Origin of the sequence: Methylophaga sp. UBA3192 (assembly GCA_002363955.1) — a bacterium.
GTDB lineage: Bacteria > Pseudomonadota > Gammaproteobacteria > Nitrosococcales > Methylophagaceae > Methylophaga.
In genome coordinates this window covers 144,360-163,131 of sequence record DEXE01000008.1, presented here as the reverse complement: position 1 = coordinate 163,131, position 18,772 = coordinate 144,360, and the positions used below count along the sequence as shown (strand labels likewise).

17 protein-coding genes are annotated in these 18,772 nt (G+C 47.5%); 2 read left to right on the top strand and 15 right to left on the bottom strand.

Going from position 1 to position 18,772, the window contains the following annotated elements:
* Positions 1-48: 48 nt before the first annotated feature.
* Positions 49-501, bottom strand: coding sequence for a nucleoside deaminase (locus B2337_RS14000; RefSeq protein WP_292413895.1), 453 nt, complete (start codon positions 499-501; stop codon positions 49-51).
* A 92-nt stretch (positions 502-593) separates the two neighbouring features.
* Positions 594-4,190 (bottom strand): DUF748 domain-containing protein, encoded by a 3,597-nt coding sequence (locus B2337_RS13995; protein ID WP_292413894.1) that lies wholly within the window; start codon positions 4,188-4,190, stop codon positions 594-596.
* 275 nt (positions 4,191-4,465) lie between these two features.
* On the opposite strand from B2337_RS13995, the gene B2337_RS13990 reads away from it, so the two are divergent.
* Both B2337_RS13990 and galE read left to right on the top strand, forming a co-directional pair.
* Complete coding sequence (locus tag B2337_RS13990; RefSeq protein ID WP_292413893.1) at positions 4,466-4,921, top strand: Sbal_3080 family lipoprotein; 456 nt, start codon at positions 4,466-4,468, stop codon at positions 4,919-4,921.
* A 48-nt stretch (positions 4,922-4,969) separates the two neighbouring features.
* Positions 4,970-6,001 (top strand): UDP-glucose 4-epimerase GalE, encoded by a 1,032-nt coding sequence (gene galE / locus B2337_RS13985; RefSeq protein ID WP_292360779.1) that lies wholly within the window; start codon positions 4,970-4,972, stop codon positions 5,999-6,001.
* A 12-nt stretch (positions 6,002-6,013) separates the two neighbouring features.
* Here galE and B2337_RS13980 read toward each other — a convergent pair whose 3' ends face one another.
* Genes B2337_RS13980 through B2337_RS13920 form a run of 13 tightly spaced genes read right to left on the bottom strand, consistent with a single transcriptional unit; the run spans position 6,014 to position 18,771 of the window.
* The gene (locus B2337_RS13980) at positions 6,014-6,745 is read right to left on the bottom strand and encodes a hypothetical protein (protein WP_292413892.1); all 732 of its coding nucleotides are present in this window, start codon (positions 6,743-6,745) and stop codon (positions 6,014-6,016) included.
* Between the two features lie 26 nt (positions 6,746-6,771).
* The gene (locus tag B2337_RS13975) at positions 6,772-7,998 is read right to left on the bottom strand and encodes a beta-ketoacyl-ACP synthase (RefSeq protein ID WP_292360782.1); all 1,227 of its coding nucleotides are present in this window, start codon (positions 7,996-7,998) and stop codon (positions 6,772-6,774) included.
* Positions 7,998-8,723, bottom strand: a complete 726-nt coding sequence (locus B2337_RS13970; protein ID WP_292360783.1) for a 3-ketoacyl-ACP reductase FabG2 — start codon at positions 8,721-8,723, stop codon at positions 7,998-8,000. Before B2337_RS13970 ends, B2337_RS13975 begins: the two co-directional genes overlap by 1 nt.
* Entirely contained in the window at positions 8,720-9,172 is a 453-nt protein-coding gene (locus B2337_RS13965) for a hypothetical protein (protein WP_292413891.1), read from the bottom strand. The genes B2337_RS13970 and B2337_RS13965 overlap by 4 nt, the downstream gene beginning before the upstream one ends.
* The gene (locus tag B2337_RS13960) at positions 9,169-10,347 is read right to left on the bottom strand and encodes a beta-ketoacyl-ACP synthase (protein ID WP_292360785.1); all 1,179 of its coding nucleotides are present in this window, start codon (positions 10,345-10,347) and stop codon (positions 9,169-9,171) included. The genes B2337_RS13965 and B2337_RS13960 overlap by 4 nt, the downstream gene beginning before the upstream one ends.
* The gene (locus B2337_RS13955; protein ID WP_292413889.1) at positions 10,344-10,892 is read right to left on the bottom strand and encodes a DUF3261 domain-containing protein; all 549 of its coding nucleotides are present in this window, start codon (positions 10,890-10,892) and stop codon (positions 10,344-10,346) included. Before B2337_RS13955 ends, B2337_RS13960 begins: the two co-directional genes overlap by 4 nt.
* A complete protein-coding gene (locus tag B2337_RS13950) occupies positions 10,877-12,118 on the bottom strand; it encodes an NAD(P)/FAD-dependent oxidoreductase (protein ID WP_292413888.1) in 1,242 nt (413 codons plus the stop codon). The genes B2337_RS13955 and B2337_RS13950 overlap by 16 nt, the downstream gene beginning before the upstream one ends.
* Entirely contained in the window at positions 12,119-14,431 is a 2,313-nt protein-coding gene (locus B2337_RS13945; protein ID WP_292413887.1) for an MMPL family transporter, read from the bottom strand. It abuts the gene before it with no gap.
* Positions 14,428-14,988, bottom strand: coding sequence for an outer membrane lipoprotein carrier protein LolA (locus B2337_RS13940; protein WP_292413886.1), 561 nt, complete (start codon positions 14,986-14,988; stop codon positions 14,428-14,430). Before B2337_RS13940 ends, B2337_RS13945 begins: the two co-directional genes overlap by 4 nt.
* Entirely contained in the window at positions 14,985-15,392 is a 408-nt protein-coding gene (locus B2337_RS13935) for an acyl-CoA thioesterase (protein WP_292413885.1), read from the bottom strand. The genes B2337_RS13940 and B2337_RS13935 overlap by 4 nt, the downstream gene beginning before the upstream one ends.
* Complete coding sequence (locus tag B2337_RS13930) at positions 15,389-16,327, bottom strand: hypothetical protein (protein ID WP_292413884.1); 939 nt, start codon at positions 16,325-16,327, stop codon at positions 15,389-15,391. The genes B2337_RS13935 and B2337_RS13930 overlap by 4 nt, the downstream gene beginning before the upstream one ends.
* On the bottom strand, positions 16,320-17,084 hold the full coding sequence (locus B2337_RS13925) for a glycosyltransferase family 2 protein (RefSeq protein WP_292413883.1): 765 nt from the start codon (positions 17,082-17,084) through the stop codon (positions 16,320-16,322). The genes B2337_RS13930 and B2337_RS13925 overlap by 8 nt, the downstream gene beginning before the upstream one ends.
* Positions 17,077-18,771: an AMP-binding protein gene (locus B2337_RS13920; RefSeq protein ID WP_292413882.1), complete on the bottom strand. Its 1,695-nt coding sequence runs from the start codon at positions 18,769-18,771 to the stop codon at positions 17,077-17,079. The genes B2337_RS13925 and B2337_RS13920 overlap by 8 nt, the downstream gene beginning before the upstream one ends.
* Between the last annotated feature and the right edge of the window lies 1 nt (position 18,772).

Genomic DNA, 18,772 nt, shown 5'->3' with positions numbered 1-18,772 from the left:
TGTTATTGGAGTAGTTTGAAGGGTTAAATGAGATCAAATATACAGTCCCTAATCTTCACCAATATCCTCATTCCAGACTTCTGGGTTTTGGGCAATAAAATCGCCAAGCATTTTGATGCATTCCTGTGAATTGAGATCGATGACCTCTACGCCATTTTCGCGTAACCAATCCAAGCCGCCGTCAAAATTGACGGATTCGCCCACCACCACTGTGCCGAAGTTGAATTGCCGTGCCAGGCCACTGCAATACCAACAGGGTGCAAGTGTTGTGACCATGATTTTGTCGCGATAGGATTTTTGTCTTCCGGCCTTACGAAAGGCATCGGTCTCGGCATGAACAGAAGGATCATTTTCCTGAATTCTGCGGTTATGACCGGCACCGAGAAGTTCGCCATTTTTATTAAACACCGCAGCACCGATAGGAATGCCACCCTCGGCTAAGCCCTGTCGCGCTTCGTTTATCGCCACTTCCAGCATTGCCTTGTAGTCTAGAGTTGTCATGTCTGAGATCCTTTTTCAGGGTGTATAGGAGCCAGATTCTATTCTCTGAGCTTCTATTTGTGATGTTCTCATGACTTATGCCAAAACACGCATTAGATGGTTCCCAGATCAAATTTCATTTTCAGCCAACCCTCATCTGCTTTTGTAGAAACACTATCTTGGGTTTGCAGTTGATCATTGTTTAATTCACCGTTTTGTTGGATGAATTCAAACACGGCATTCTGTCTTTGTGTGGCGAGTGTTTGCAATTGGGAGTCACTGACGGATTCAACTTTAATTAGTTGTTCTTTTAACTTGGCGTTATAGGCCAGTACATCCAGTTCGGCTTCTGTTTGTTCTTCAGCTTCGCTGGTGGTCAACTCCTGCTGGATGGTTTGCAAATCAGGACTTAATCCCGCTGCTGTGTAGAGTTGTTCCAGTATTTCCTGGCGTTGGGTTTCCCGCTGATCTTCTGAGTTTTTTTCACTCATAAGACTCTCAATACGTTGTTCAACCGCTGTTTTTTGCAGTGCTTGTTTATCCGCCGTTTCATCAAATGGCGCGGGTATTTGTAAGGCCAGTTGTGGTCGTTGCGATAAGGCCTCAACTAATTTGAGCAGTCTTTCCTGTTCAGGTGGTGCAATATCAATGCGTCCGGCGCGAAAGCGAATCGAATCAATGGGATCATCATCACTACCAATCAGGCTGCCGAGGAACCGGAAAGGCGCTGTGACAATATTTCTTATCGCGTTACCGATAGCTCCCCGGATCACCGGCCCGATGGCAAACTCAGGGTCGTTTATATCACCACTGACAGGGATATTGAGTTCGATCACACCATCACTGTTTTTCAGTAATGACACGGCCAGATCCAACGGAAGATCCATGGCATCAGGTGACTCGACGCGTCCGCCTAAACGAATATCACGAATCACGATGTTGTTGGATGCCGATAAGTCGCTTTCCACAATTTCATAAGTCAGATCGATATCGGCTTTACCTTCAGCAATCTCCCGTCCGGCGAACTTGACGGTATAGGGCGTCATTGAGGGTAAATCCAGATTACTGAACGCCAGCGTGATATTGGTCTGTCCGGTCACATTCAACGGATTCAGTGCACCATTGATTTCAACCAGACCAAATTCGTCCACCTGGCCTTCCAACTCAATATTGACAGGTTGCTTCGAGCTGGAAGAAAAACCACTGATTTCGCCATTGAGTTTCTGCATATTGGCATCAAAAACAATGGGCAAGTTCTGATCGGTAAACTGCGAACTGGCATTATTAATCTTCACCCGACCCAGTGAAATGTCATAGCCGTTTGCGTCATCTGATTTTGCCGTATTGGCTTCAGCATTTTCACTTGCCGCTTGCTCTTTTATCAGCAATGCCAGATTGGTGTCACCGTTTTCGTTGATTAATACCCGACTGTATAAGGCATCAACAATGACTTCTGAGATCGCCACACGTTGCTCTGCAAGTGAAAAGTCCACTTTATTAACGGATAAATTGTCGAGGCTGAGCAGCTTTTCATTGAGTTTCTGGTTATCCAGTTGCAGTTCTGCCAGTGTGAGATCGCCCTGTAAGGCAAAGGGTTCTTGTTGATCGCTAATCAAACTGGCGATTACGTCAATTTTGCCATCCAGAATGTCAATATGGGCGTATTCACTTAAATAGGCCTGGAGAGGCACCAGAGATAACTGATTTACATTCGCCTCGGCATTCAGCGAAACAGCAGGAAATAGCTGTAAATCGCCGCTAACCTCAATATCGCCGCCAGATTCCAGACCGATAATGCTGGTAAATGGCATCTGTTGATCTTCTGCCAGGCTGAAGTCCTGCATACTGGCAGACAACATCAAAGCCAGATTGGCAGGCGTAGCTGGCATTTGGTCTTCCACAGCCAGGGCGGTGTTATTGATTTCAATATTGGCAATATCCAGCTGCAAGGACGGCTGATTAGTCTGATCAGCTTCGTCTTGATCAGATTTCGGCAATGAATCGATTAATTGCAACCAGTTGAGTTCGCCTTCCTGGTTTCGGCTTGCAGCCAGCTTGAAATCATCCAGAGCGATGTTTTCCATGCTGAGCTGATTTTCCGGGTAGGCATAATTACCATTGGTGACGGCCAGCGTTCCGCCTTTGAGTAACGCATCAGATTCTCCGGGCTGATGAATACTGATATCGGCCAATGCGAGGTCAATGGCGCTGAGATTCACTTTTGGCGTTTCATCTGCCAAATCAACATCGTAAGTCACTTGCAGATCCAGGCGGCCGCCATTCAGTTCAACGGGGATCTCTGCCTTAACATAGCGATAGGGCATCTGTAAGCTGAAATTATTCAGGCTCGCCTGACCTGACAACTGTAATGGTGACAAGCTCAAACCACCATTTACCGCCAGTTTGGCGTCATTTTCCAACTCGATCAGTAGATCTATGTCGGCAGTTTGTCCGGCCTCTGTTGAAAAATTTTCTAGCTGAATGGCAATAGGACTGAGCACAGTCTCAAACGCTTCATCGGGCTTTTCATCACGATAACGGAATGTGCCATTACTGTAACTAAACTGTCCAATTTGCAGCGTGAACGGTGAACCCGTCTGTTCAGCAGCTGGCTGTTCGGTTTCTTCAGTCGCAGATTCGGAATCTTGTCCGGGCAGGTCAGCGATTAGCTGCAACCAGTCAAGTTCGCCCTCATTGTCTCGGGTCGCCGCCAGCTTGAAATCGACCACCGAAACTTCATCCAATATCAGTTGATTTTGCGGATAGCGATAACGTCCATTGCTGACCGTCAGCGTTCCCGCCTGCAATATCGCCTCTGCAGCTTCGGAAGGATGAATGCTGAAGTCTGCCAGATCGATATCAATCGCACTGATATCAACCTCTGCCGCTTCACCCGCCATATCAATATCATAGGCCAGTTGCAGATCCAGCCGACCTTCTTTGAATTCAAATGGCAGTTGCGCCTGCAGATAACGATAGGGTGTTTGCAGGCTGAAATTTTGCAGCTTAACCTGACCTGCCAGTTGTAACGGTGACAAGCTCAGATTTCCGTCTAATGTCAGCGTGGCGTTATTTTCCAGTTCAATCACCAGATCCTGGCTGGCGGTTTGTCCGGCCTCGGTAGAGAAATTTTCAAGATGAATATTGATTGGACTTAAGACCGTTTCAAAAGGCTCATTAGGAACCTCATCCCGGTAAAGAATTTTGCCATCAGTGTAGTTGAACGCCCCGATTTCCAGCGTGAATAATGAATCACCCTGCTCGCTGACTTCTTCTCGTTCGGCATCGTTTTCCGGCTCCGCCGTTGCCGCCCATTTATCGGCTAATCGGGTTAACGTATTGTCTGTATTGGTATACCGCCGGAAATTCAATTCGGTATTCGCCAGGCTGATATCCTCGATTCGCAGCGTGAGCCTGAATAATTGCAACGGTTGCAGATTGAGATAAAGCTTTTCCCATGCTGCCAGCGGCTCATCCTGCTCAGTGTTTAATTGCAGCTGACGGATTGTTGCTTCGAAGGTATAGGGATTAAATTGAATCTGTTCAACACTGGCATTCACACCAAGTCGTTGCTGCATGGTCTTCACCAGATGCTTTTCTGCCAGCCAGGGCAACAAAAAGAAACCGATAAGGGTATAGAGCACGACGATACTCACTATGGAGATCAGCAAAAGGCGATATTGGCGGAGAACGGCTTTGACAGATTTCATAGCGATGGCTTATCTCAATAGTGGAGATAAGCCAGTTTACATAAATAATGCCGGGTAGCGTAACCGGCAGGCTGAATCGAGCTGCGACTTTCCCACTCAAAATCAAAATATCACAGCAAACCTGGCCACAGAAACTGGAATAAATCCTTTCATCGATAAAATTTTCCTCCTATAATTCTGCGGCACTGCTTATTGCTGGACTTTTAATCGTCTCATCAATAACCGCATGGTTCAGTCGGGTAACTCTTCAGATAGCTCAATTTCAAGGAACGAAAATGTTTAAACACATTGGATGGCTTTTACTCACCTCAGTGACGTTGACAGGGTGTTCGATAAAACAAACGGTGGAACCTGCTGAAATCCCCCAGGCAGCTGAACTTTGCATTATCGAAAACACCGATACACGTGAAGGGTTTCTAAAGGAATTTAAGTCCACACTGTCTGCCCGTGGCATTCAGCACCGAGTCGTCTCCGAGAGAAACGTGCCTGAAAGCTGTGAATGGACTGCCACTTATGTAGCTAAATGGACTTGGGATCTGGCGCTTTATATGTCATATGCAGAAATAAAGATTTTCCATAATGGCAATTTGGATGGCGAAGCCATTTATGACTCCACCCGTGGTGGCGGCAATATGGGTAAATTTATTGATGCTGAGCCTAAAATTCAGGAACTGGTCAACGAATTGATGCAGTTCGAATCCACTTCAGCCTTCCGCCTGTATTTCGGTTAACGGCTTCGTTGTTCGTCAATCAAAGACAAACTCAGCAAGATGATTCAGATGCAACACGTTATGGATGACAAGATGATTTTGGTCACCGGTGGTGCAGGTTATATTGGCTCGCATACCTGTGTTGAGCTGGCCAACAGTGGCTATAAGCTGGTTGTTCTGGATAATCTGTCAAACTCATCCGCCAAAGTATTGCCCCGTATTGAAAGCATTATTCAGCAGAAAATAACCTTTGTGCAGGGCGATATTCGCCATCGTGAAACGCTGGAAGCGGTGTTTCGCCAATATAACATTGCCGCTGTCATTCACTTTGCCGGTCTGAAGACCTTAAATGAATCGGTTTCACAACCGATGTCGTATTACGATAACAACGTCAGTGGCACGATTACGCTGTGTAATGTGATGGCTGAGTTTGATTGTAAAACACTTATTTTCAGCTCATCAGCCACCGTTTATGCCGAAATATCCAACCAGCCGATCCGCGAGGATTTTCCGCTGGCGGCAAACAATCCTTATGGCCGCTCTAAATTAATTATTGAACAGATATTAACTGACCTGCATCGTGCTGATCCGGCCTGGTCTATTGCCCTGCTTCGCTATTTTAATCCGGTAGGAGCCCATTTCTCCGGTTTGATTGGCGAGCATTCCAATGCCACGTCGACCAACTTGATGCCATGCCTTTCGCAAGTAGCTACAGGCAAGCGGGATAAGCTATTTATTTATGGAAATGATTATAAGACAAGGGATGGCACCGGAGTGCGTGATTACATTCATGTGGCCGATTTAGCAAAAGCTCATGTCAAAGCACTGATAAAAGCGCTCGACAGCTCGGACGTTTTGACCTTGAATATTGGTACAGGCCGTGGCTATTCGGTATTGGAAGTAATTGCCGCTTTTGAGAAGGTTTCTGGTCAGAAAATTCCATTTGAAATGGTGGCTCGCCGGGCCAAGGATCTGGCGCGTTGTGTTGCGGATCCCTCACTGGCCATCAAGACGTTGAACTGGAAAGCCGAGTTGGATATCAACAGAATGTGCGCCGACAGTTGGCACTGGCAGACGCACAATCCTGATGGATATGCGTAAACAGGTTCAGTATTAACTCGCGTATTTTCTGATTTTCTTATGCGGTGTATCAGAGGCCACTTTCTGCAATAAAATTTCATAGCCTGTGGCTTGCTTTAATGCCTTACTCAGCCATGCTGCAGAATCCTGTGCCACTTTATCAAGATTGGGATCCATATACATGGCTTGCAGTTTGGCTGCTGCAACGTCCAATAATGCTTGTTCGGTTCGCTGCTCATGGAAAATCGCTCTGGCAGCCAGTCTTTGTGCTTCAGCATCATTCGTCTCTAATAACTTGATATAGCTGATCACTTCAGCCGGTAATCCAGCATCCGTTAACGATACCGTGGCAAGTTTATTCTGGATAGCCTGGAATTGCGCCAAGTCTGTTTTCGCTTTAGATGCATGACGTTTTAACTTGCCGTTTTCAGCCTTATTTGCCAGTAATTGCAATGTTGGCTGATATTTAGGGTTGCCGCTGTAGCCCAATGCTCTGACTTTATACGACAAAACGCTGAGTTCATCGCGTCCGAAATATTTCGTCTCCTGGGCGGCCAATAAATCTTTTTCCATTGGATCAAACAACAACGGATCAGAAAGCCCCGACCATTGCAGGCGTTCCAGCATCTGCTCTTTCTGTTCAACACTACCTGATTCGAGAATGTTGAGCTTATGTGCAATACGTTGCTCATCGGTTTCAAACGCTTGCAGCAATCCACTGAAAGCCAGCAAAGACGCGCCAATCACCCATTGTTTTAAATTCATTTTCTGTTTCCTTACGTTGTTAAAAGTTATTTCCATCGTTTAAAAATAAGTGAGGTATTGATTCCACCAAAAGCAAAGTTATTACTCATAATCACATCCGTCTCGATATGTCGTGGTTCGTGCATGATGTAATCCAGATCGCCACATGCCGGATCAACTTCATCCAGATTCGCCGTGGCATGAAACCAGTTTTCACGCATCATCTGAATCGCCACCCAGGACTCCAAAGCGCCACAGGCACCCAGCGTATGTCCAGTAAAACTTTTGAATGAGCTGATCGGCGTATTATTTCCAAAAACAGCGGCTGTCGCTGACGACTCAGCAATGTCACCGCGATCGGTTGCCGTGCCATGTGCACTGATATAACCAATTTCATCCGGGTTTACGTTTGCACAACTGAGCGCTAACCGCATGGCTTTTTCCATGGTCACGGCTGAAGGTTGTGTGACATGACTGCCATCTGAGTTGGTGCCAAATCCGACCAATTCAGCATATATAAAGGCATTGCGTGCTAAGGCATGCTCCAGATCTTCAAGAATCAAGGTGCAACCACCTTCACCGATCACCAGACCATCTCGCTGTTTATCAAACGGCCGGGGACTCAAATGGGGAGTGTCATTTTTAATACTGGTGGCGTACAACGTGTCAAACACAGCGGCTTCAGTAGCACATAAGGCTTCACATCCACCCGCCACCATAATGGTCTGATGACCATATTTAATGGCCTCATAGGCATAGCCTATGGCTTGGCTTCCAGAAGTACAGGCACTTGAGGTCGTCAAAACCCGGCCGCGTAATCCAAAATAAATACCAATATTAACCGGCGCGGTATGCGCCATCATTTTGATATAGGAGTTGGCATTGAGGCCATCGCTGGTATGGTTCAGCAACATGTTGCCAAAATCCGCAATCGCATCGGTATCACCAGCAGAAGAACCATAAGCCACGCCCACTTCCCCACTGCTGAGGATCTCATCATTCAACAAGCCAGCATCTTCAAAGGCCAATTCAGTGCTACGAACGGCCAACTGGGCGACACGGCCCATGCTGCGTAAATCTTTACGTTTGTAATGAGCAGGCATGACAAAGTTTTCAACTGGCGCACCTAATCGGGTATTTAGCTCGGTGTATTTATCCCATGCATCAATACGCTGAATACCGGTTTGCATATTTTGTAGCCGCGTTTTTATCGCAGACCAGTCATTGCCAATCGGGGAAAAACCGCTCATGCCCGTTACTACAACCCGCTTCATTAACACATACCGCCATTGACCGAAATCACCTGTCGGGTGATATACGCCGCTTCTTCGCTCATCAAAAAGCTCACTGTTCCAGCGACTTCAGCTACCGTGCCGACCCTCTGCATAGGGATCATTTTCATCGCTTCTTCCATATGAATATCTTCTGTCATTTCCGTATCAATCAATCCGGGCGCCACACAGTTCACGGTTATTTTGCGTTTGGCCAACTCAACGGCCAGTGCTTTACTTGCACCGATAATACCGGCTTTCGCCGCACTGTAATTGACCTGACCACGATTTCCGACCACTCCGGAAACTGATGATAAGGTGACGATTCTGCCAGGTTTTCTGCGGCGAATCATGGGCATGATAATCGGCTGCAACACATTATAAAAACCATCCAGATTGGTTCTGATCACCAGGTCCCATTCATCACCGGGTATCGCTGGAAAAGCGTTATCTCTGGCAATGCCGGCATTACACACCACACCATAATAAGCACCATGCTGTTCGACATCCTGTTCCAGGATTGACGCGGTTTGTTCGCGATCGGCAATATCAAATTGCAATACCCGAACCTGACGTCCCAGTGCAGTTATTTCGGCGGCGACGGCATCAGCTTGTGCTCTGTTGCTTCGACAATGCAGCACGATATCGTAACCTTGTCTGGCGAGACGCAGCGCTATCGCTTTACCGATCCCTCGGCTCGACCCGGTGACTAAAATGGTTTCACTCATCGAATAGCTTCCTCTAAAAACTGACTGGCATCGTCAGGTTGGTATACATTAAGATTCGCCGATGCAGCAATCTGATCTCCACGCAATTGGCCACGGAAAACATGCAGCCCATTTTCAGCCTGCATTTCACACTCCACCCGGATTGACAGGGTTAGGCCCATGGCAAACCAATCGGTGTTGCTCTGGTAACGTCGAGTACCCAGCAGAAAACCTAACTTGGGCGGTTGCGATTGTTGTCTTTGTTGTAAACCGGCATAAGCCGCAATGGCCTGGGCTAAATATTCCACACCAATCCAGGCGGGCACACCCTTTTCTTCGACAAACATGCTTTGCAAGTTAATATCCACTTCGGCTTCCAGCCATTGTTCACCGTAAGCCGTCACTCTCGTTAATAATGACATGCTGCCTGAATGTGGCACCAGATCGGCCACCTGATATGGTTCCATCATGGTGCGCGTTCCAGAATCAACGCAATATTATTACCGCCAAAGGCAAATGAATTGCTCAATACGTATTTATAAAATTTAGCGGGTTGATTTGCTGTGACTAAATTCAAATTAGGAATCGTCGGATCAGGCTCGCCATCCCAACGATGTATTGGGGCACTCCCTTGCTCATCTGCCAGCATCAGCCAACAAATAGCCGCCTCAATGGCACCAGCAGCCCCTAAGGTATGGCCGATGAAAGGTTTAGTGGAGCTGCATAACACGTTATTGCCGAATAGCTGATTGACCGCAATCGATTCCATCTGATCATTTAACGTCGTGGCAGTGCCATGCAAATTTATATAATCAATGTGTTTAGCCTCAAGCCCGGCATCTTCCATCGCCAGTCTCATGCAGCTTGCCGCCCCTTCGCCATTAGGTTCAGGCGCCGAAATATGGTGGGCATCGCTGCTTTCACCAATGCCTCGCAAAATCACACCTTGTCGCTGTCTGGAAAGCACAAACAACGCGGCCGCTTCACCAATATTGATGCCGTTACGGTTTTTACTGAATGGATTACATACTTCGGTGCTAACAGCTTCTAATGCAGAAAAGCCCTGAACAGTGAGTCGGCATAAGGTATCAACGCCACCCGCTATAACAACATCACAAACGCCTGCGGTGATCAGCCTTTTGCCGCTTGCAAGCGCCTTTGCTCCTGAAGAGCAGGCGGTAGAAATCGCGTAAACCGGTCCTTTGACACCCGTTAGCTCAGCAATAAACTGCGCCGGATTGCCCATCTCCTGGATATTGTAGTGATATTTGTCTGGCAAATTGCCGGACTCAACAGCGCTTCTGATTGCCGGTTCAGCATCGGCAATTCCGGAAGTGCTGGTGCCAATCACAATGCCAACGCGATCAGAACCAAAACGCGCAACAGCCTCTTCAACCTGTGATTTTATTTGCAGATAAGCCGCTAAGGCGAACTGGTTATTGCGACTTTGCCAGCGAGACGATGTTAATGGGTTAACCGGCAGGTCATCATGACAAATCCCCAGCGGCAATGGCGTCGCACCAAAAGAATCGTCGAGGGTGAGAAAGTTCGCATCCGACAACAGGTTTTGTTTCAGCGAGTCAGCACTGTTGCCAGCGGCGCATAACAAACCAACTGTATTAAGGAACACGTCGTTTTGCTTCACAACGCCCCCGCATCAAGCGATTGTATTATCACCAGGTAATGATCCTGAATATTTTTAATCAACACACTGTCTTCTTTATATTGAACATCCAGCTTTAAACGGTTGTTTTCTGATAACTGACGAGAGGTGTTATCCAGCGCCAAAAGCCAGCCATCAGGAGCGGAATAACGATTCATCAACGCCGCTTCGGGCCATAAGGCAAACTGCATCACCGCCATGATCTGTTCTGCCGGGATGGTGATATCCGTCATATTCTGTTGCAGAAATTCCGCGCCATCATAAGACATTTTCAGTACTGTCATACCGGTAGGCATCAATACCAGCACCTTAAACTTTTCCGCTTTGATATCCGTTACCAGCAGAAATTGCTGCTGTTTGCCACCGGCAACAAACGTCAATTTCTGCTGCAACAAAATTGGCTCCGGTCCGGTTGCAGGTGATAGCAAAAACAAGTCCTGATGCGTATTCCATCTGAAGGGATTCAGGCTGCAACCGCTAATAAAAGCAGCGCTTAACAGTAAAAAGACAATTATATATTTCGGCATAGCTCTGCTAACGCCGTCAAACGCTTGGAATCTTTTACAAACGGATTTTTGATATCCCAGGCATAGCCAGCCAGAATTGAACTAATCATACGTTTTACCGGATCATTTTTCTGTGTGGTAAAAATGACATCCTGTAAACGGCCGTCATACCAGCCTTCAACGAATTCCCGGAATGTGTTCACCCCGTGTTGTAAAGGCCTGACAAACTGTTGCTGCCAATCAGGTGTACCGCCCTGCAATTGCTGGCTCAATACATCAACCGCCAGACTGGCAGATTTAAACGCGATGGTCACGCCCGATGAAAACACCGGGTCTAAAAACTCACCGGCATTGCCCAGCAACGCATAGCCCGGCCCGTACATTTGCGTCACATCGCAGGCATAACCGGTCAATGACCCTATTCGTGTATCAAAAGTAGCCGATGCCAGTAAATCGCTCATCCAGCCGGACTCAGCAATCAACTGTTTTAACTTCTCTTCATCCGTTCCTGATAGCGCATCGATAAATGTTTTTGAGGCCACCACTCCAACCGAGGATCGGGCATTGCTGAATGGAATCAGCCAGTACCAGACATCACGATGCTGAGGATGCACAGTGATCAGAATTTTATTGCGATCGTAGTCCGGATCGCTGATGGCATCTTCTACATGGGTAAATAACGAGGTTCTGGGTTCAAAATTGGCCGCTTTCTCCAGATTAAGCAGTTTGGGTAATACGCGACCATACCCACTGCCATCAAGCACAAATTTAGCGTGAAACTGCTGAGTGAGTCCGGCTTCATCCACTACCTCAACTGCCGCCACACCAAGATTTTCGTCATAGTCAAACCGGGTGACTGACTGACCATAACGAATATCAACACCTTGTCTGGCCGCTTCGTCCGCCAGCACTTTATCAAAAATATCGCGCTGTACCTGAAAGGTAGTGCCCCAGCCTTCGGAAAATTTTTCGTTAAAATTAAAAAATTCATAACGCTCGCCGCAACTGAATGCAGCACCGTCTTTGAACTGAAAACCTGCAGCCTGAACGGCTTCGAGCATATCAGCCTGTTCGAGGAATGCCATGCTTTGTGGCAACAGACTTTCTCCTATTGAAAAACGGGGAAAATGTGATCGTTCCAGCACCAGAACGTTATAGCCCCGTTTATTCAGCAATGCCGAGGCGACTGCTCCCGAAGGTCCTGCGCCAATCACAATGACATCGAAAATCCCTTTTTGTGTAGCCACTTATTCAACTCCCTGAGAAGGCTGACGTAATAACGTCGTTAATATCCAAATCATCGCCAACCCCAAAAACACGGTCAGCCCAAAATGCTGCAACACAGGCGTTTGGCTGAGTGAAAGCAGACCAAACGCCAATAAACTGGTTATCACCGACAGAGTCACCGCCAGCCAGGTATTGGCGGCCTGCTGTGTTTCTGTCAGAAAAATCCCCATATCCAGCCCAATCCCAAGCACCAGGATCAACGCCATGATATGAAATAAATTAATTCCGGGAAGGCACAGCATCAGGATGCTGAGCGTGAATAATGATGCCAACATCGGCGGCATGATGATTCGCCAGGCGGCTAGTTTATATCGGGAAAACAAAATCACAAACAGCAACAGGTAAGCCAATGCAATCCAGATCATAATCTGCTGACGATAATCGGCCATCAAGCTGGAAATGGCCTCAACCTGATCGACCAGTACCAGCTCCGGGAAATGCTTTTTTAAACTTAACTGTTGTGCTAACTGCCTGGGCTGGCTCGCGGTAAGACTGACCATCGTGGCAAGGCCATTGTGATCTGTATGAATGATCTGCGAACTTAATATGCCACCTAATCCGTTGTTTGGAAGCTGTTCTGCTGTCAATCGATTGGCCAACCCATACTGCATCATCTCCATTGCTTGGGTCGCAGCGGCATCCGTCAGATTCAGCGTCGTAAATAGCTTTTTTAATTCAGCGTTATAAAGCGTTTCCACCAAATAGGCATTGCTTTCTTGTCTTTTCAAAGAAGGCAGGCGATCGGCCAATAAGCTGAACTGAACCAAATTGCCGTTATCAACCAGCTGACTCAGCCAGGGACGAATGGCTTCTTCCTGTTGCAGGCACTGCTCCAATTGATCGCAGGGAATCAATAAAAATTGTGTGCTGCTATTCAAGCCCAGACGCGTCTGAATTCGGGTTTCCTGCTCCAGCAAATGGGCAGGAGAGGTTTGCAGCAAACGGATGTCATCTTCCGTTTTCCCTGTCCAGATAATGGCGATTGCCATTATGGTGAGTATCGCGAGCCCATACTTGAACCCATTATTTTTAGCAAGCGCCGGGCAGGCTGCTTGCCACTGTTGCAATCGTTTGGCTGCACTCAACTCTTTGAGAGGGTCATTTTGGGTCAGCCTGGGCAACGCGATGACGACTGTCAGCCATGCCGCGATGAGTCCAACAGCAGAAAATACTGCCATTTGTCTTAGGCCCGGAAAAGGCGTCATGGCGATGGCAGCATAAGCCAGCACACTGGAAAACAGTCCTAAAAAAAGTCCTGGCATGATGCGCGGCAACACCAGCTGGTGGCGTTGTCTTTCACAGATAAAATGTAACGCGTAGTCAATTGCCACCCCAATCAGCCCGGCACCAAAAGCAAAAGTCACAATATGTACCCGTTCAAAAACCAGCATGACGACAGCTGTTGCTACCGCACAGCCCACTACAATCGGCAGTAATAAAACAGTGACCAGCCGCACACGGCGGAACACCCACAACATTAGGATAAGAATGCCTGCCAATGACCCCAGCCCGATAGTCGAGATTTCTTTTTCAGCCTGACGAGCACCGGCGTCAGCATGCACCAGCAACCCCGAAGGCAGCAGCTCTATATCCTGCTCACTAAAGCGAGTGGTCAATTCGTCGAAAACAGATAACACCGCCTGCTGAACGTTGATCGAAAAGGCATCACCCTTAAGCTGAATGATTAACAGGTTGGTAAAACCGTTATCTCCGGGGAGGCGTAAATAGCCTTGCTCATCCATTTCAATATTTATCAGAGGTGACTGGGCGCTACGCCAGGCTGATGATAAACCAAACGGATCGGCTTTCAGGTTTTGCCCGCCCATTTGCATCGGGCTGTAAATCATGCTCAAAGCACGTTTAGCAACAGCCTCCGTATTATTCTGCAACGCTAGTCGCATCTTTTCAGTTAGTAATACATAACGGTAGGCATCTGAAGCGTGCTGAGATTGTTCAATTTGCTGATCATCTATCTGCCACACAACAGAGTCGACTTCCGGGATCTGCTGATAGCGCTCTGCAATGGTTTGCGTGGCTTGTTGCAATTGCTGTTTGTCCTGCCCGGAAATCAGGATAATCAAGCGCTCTGCAAAACGTTGTCCCATTTGAGCCGAAGCTTCCCGAACCAGCGGCTGTTGCTGCGATTCCGGCAGCAAACTCATCATGCTGGTATCAATAGCGGGTTGTTTTATCCACGCCAGACACAGCAGCGTTATCACCAGCAAACCCCAGACGATAGCGGCAACTTTCGACGCCAGTAGACGATAAATCATTGTTGCAGATTCAGGAAATCAATCCGGGTGATATCCCCGTTTTTTTCATGTAAAACCACTTTACGCATCAATGTATCGCCTGATAATTCCACCTGATTGATGGCTTGTTTGAGGGTTGGCTTTCTGGGCGTTAGTTTGACCTGCCAGTCGCGATTATTCTGATAATCGCCATTAGCAAAGAAATATTCAGATAAGGCATACCAGTCGGCCGTTAACACGGCAAAGAAGATTTCCGTGAGAACTTTCGTCGCAGGATCGTGATCGGCTTTCAGTGAGATCAAATCATCACCACCCTGACTGCTGGTGATACTGTCTGGCTTCATGATCAATTCATTTTCAATTGGTGTTAAGGTCTGCCAGCGAATGAATTCATTGCGTTGATAGTTGAAAACCCCGCTGGACAGCAGTGTGATATCAAATTCTGCCAGATACTTTTCCTGTTTGAATTCGCCCTGCAACCGCTCTGGCGACTCGGTTAACTGCGTGAGCAATTCATAGGACAACTCGGCATGAACCGGTGATATGACAAACCACAGCAGTATTAACCAGCGTTTCATGGTTGCAACCCCAGCTTTTGAAATAAAATATCCGGCGAGACAAACAACATTTCTTCCGTTTGCATATCAACGGCCACCTGAACGGTATAGCCCTTTGTTAAACGTTGACCGGTCTGGGCATCTTCAATCAGATAATCAATTTTCAAGCGGTTTTCCCATTCGGTTAATCTGGCAATCACCCGGATCTTCTGCTGAAAGCGCAAAGGCTGCGCATAACGCACGCGTAAATCGATAACCGGCCAGCCAAAGCCTGATTCATGCATCTGCGGATAGTTATAGTCAATGGCATCCAATAAAGCGCAGCGGGCTATTTCAAAGTACTTCACATAGTGCCCGTGCCAGGCAATCCGCATCACATCAACATCATGAAAGGGCACTTCAATTAACACTTCAGCTTGTCTCATTCAGATTTCCTGTTGCTGTCTATTTCGGCTGACCAGAATGGATAAAAATTGAACCACTGTAGCGGAGCTTTAAGACAATAATGCTGTAAACACTTCGCATATTGCTGCACCACATTATCAAGCTTTAACTGCCGCTCACGACGCGACCAGCTTAATTTTTCGGCAAATTGCTCAAGATAAATATGATAACCATCCGGATGTTTCAGGCAGAACATCAAAAACACCGGACAGCCAAGCAAGCCTGCAAGAATAAATCCACCCTGAGGCATTGGTGCTGAAGCCCCCAGAAAATCCACTTCGGAAACCCGCTGCTCCCCGGTGACCGGCGTGCGATCGCCCGCTATCACCAGAAACTCCCCGGCCTCAACTCGTTCAGACATCAACATGGCAAAAGCCGGCGACATTTCGGTGACTTGATACATCTCAACCTGCGCTTGTTGATTCACCTTCTGCATCAGCGAATTAAATTTTTCAGCATGGCGGGTATAGACCAGCAAGGTTAATTTCAAATCCGGTTGTTGCCGTGCCAACGCATTACAGACTTCAGTATTGCCCAGATGCGAGACGATGATAATGCCGCCCTGTTTGTTCTCAATCGCCTGCTCAAATAAACCGTCAGTTTGAAATTGCACATCATTCAGGGTGATCTGCCCCATCCACACCAGAAACTTGTCGAGCAGCGTTTCCCCGAACATCAGAAAATGTTTGAAAGACGATAGTGGTTTTTGTGCCGGCAAATAGGATTGAATACGCGACAGATATTGCTGTGAAGCCTGTCTGGCAGGCTGATTTCGGAGATAGTAATAGGCTATCACCGGAAACAGAACAACCCGAAAGCCCCACCGCCCAAGCAATCGATAGACCAACAGCAGCAGCTTCATACCGAAGACAGTGCCTGACTCGCTGATCCGGGACCAATGATGACGCTTAGTCATGGCATTTTTGCCATAAAAGCCGCGGTAAACGCCACAACATGCCAAAAAACAAACGTGTATGCATGCCGGTGATGAGCACATTATCTTTCCACAGATTAAAATGCGACACACCATCAATCGGGTAATGCACTTTCGTGGGCAGGTTTTTTACCACACCTTTTTCCCAGACCCAGCGCACCATGATTTCCGGGTCAAACTCCATGCGATTTCCACATTTTTGTTCAGCCAATAACTTAACCAGTAGAGCAACAGGATAAACCCGATAGCCGCACATACTATCCTTGACCTGCAGCGACAGTGTATTAATCCAAATCCAGATATGGGTCAGATAACGACTGTAAAAACGCAGTTTGGGCACGGAGGCATCATATTCCGGATAACCTGTCACCAATGCCTGTGGGAACTGTTTAGCCGTGTTCATGAATAATTCAACATCCTCCAGATCATGCTGCCCATCTGCATCTACTTGCAAAGCATGAGTGAAACCTTGCTGATTCAGCCAGATCAGACCGGCCTTTACTGCAGCGCCTTTACCGCCATTCTGTGGCAGACGGATTAATGAAACCTCATCTGAATAATTTTGCTGCAGTTGAATTAATGCCTGTTCACAGGCAGCGTCACTGCCATCGTCCACCAGCAGGATGGGATACCCAAACACCAGGATAGCTTCGAGAATTTCACCAATCGCATGTTCATGGTTATAGACGGGTATCAATATGGCAGGTTTAAACGCCTGGGATGTTGTTGCATTATTCATAACATATTCTGCCGCTAGAGTGAGTGCCCGCTTCGGATTGATAACTGAAAAACAGTTTTTGCTTTTCCGTGTCATAACGCAGGCTGATGGAAACGCGTTGAGCCGGCAGTAGCAATAATTGAAACTTTAACGCTTCGAGTTGTTTAAATTTTCCCTGCACCGCAAAATATTTTCTGCCGTAGAACTCTGCCCAATGCACCTGAACTACCCCGGGTAAAATCGGCTGTTGTGTAAAGTGCCCGTCGAAGTAGATCAACTGTTCCGGCAAACAGCAATTTATGGTGATTTCGTCTTCCTGATGTTTCACGCTGAGGAGCTCAGGCCATTTCACCGCTGGTTTGGCAAACAGCTCAACTAAATGTTGCTTTGGCAATTTACCCTGCGAGTTGATCGGCATGGCTTGTACAAAACGCCACCGTCTGGGAATGACCACCGCTTCAAAATGGCTGCTTAACTGTTTTTTCAACGTAGTAATCAATGGTTTTCTGCCGACCTCATGCAGCAACGCATTTCCGGCATCGCTGAGCACAATCACAGCGGCCATTTCTATTCTATGACGCGCCAGGGTTAAAACTTGAGCTTGTTCAACCAGGGGTGAAGCTTGTAACAGCGCATTCATTTCATTGAGCGACACTCGCTTACCTTCCACCTTCACTATCTGATCTTTTCTGCCTTGCAGGCTAAAATGACCCTGCGGGGAAAACTCGACCTGATCGGCAAGGTTGACTTGTGTAGCATCATGGCAGAACAACACGTTTAAACTCCCGTCATTCGCTTTGCTCAATTCAACATGAGCCAACGGCTGCCACAAAGAGGATTCATCATCAGATTGCTGGCGACGCCATGCCAATGCGCCAGTCTCAGAACTGCCATAAATTTCAGTGACAGGCGCCTGCAGCAAACCTGCAACATTGAGACTATTGTCCAAACTAAGCGGCGCTGTTGACGAAAAGACCTCACTGCATTTCGGCTGAACCAAGTGCCAATCCTGAAGACGATTCATCCGTCCCAAATGCGAGGGGCTGGAAACTAAACTGAAACTGGAATGCTGCTCAACCAGCGCAATTAAATCTTCCGCATACTGGCTCAGCCGGGCTGTGAACGCCTGCTGATAACAGAATGGTCTGAACAGACGAAAGGTCAGTCCATATAAATGCTGATGGGAAACCGTGGTGGCTACGATGGCAGCGGGTGATTCCGGCATCAGTACATCCAACGCTGCAAGTTCATCTTCAAGTTGCTGCATCGTCTTACTGATGGCTTTGGGCAAGCCAGTAGTGCCTGAGGTATAGACTTCAATAGCCGGATGATCTGCAGCAATGATCTGCCAATTTATTTGCTGCTTAATCGCTGCACTTTCAGCCTGCGGAAGTACCGAATCAATATCAAACTCACCGATAAAACCATCAACCTCTGTGGTGAGTCGTACCACTGTGTCAGGTAAGTTATCCCCGGTCAGACAGGCTGTTCTGCCAAGCTGCCATAACGCACAGATAATGGCCAGACATTCAGCTGCATCGTGATGAAACACCGCCCAACGTTGTCCCCCCTGGTTCTCCAATACGGCCACCCAGCTGACAACACGCTGCTCAAATGCCATTGCATTGATTTGCTGGTTGCCGGATAGCGCTACCAGACTCTCTGCCGAACGCTGCCACCATGTTGATAAGGGTGTTAATACTGGCATG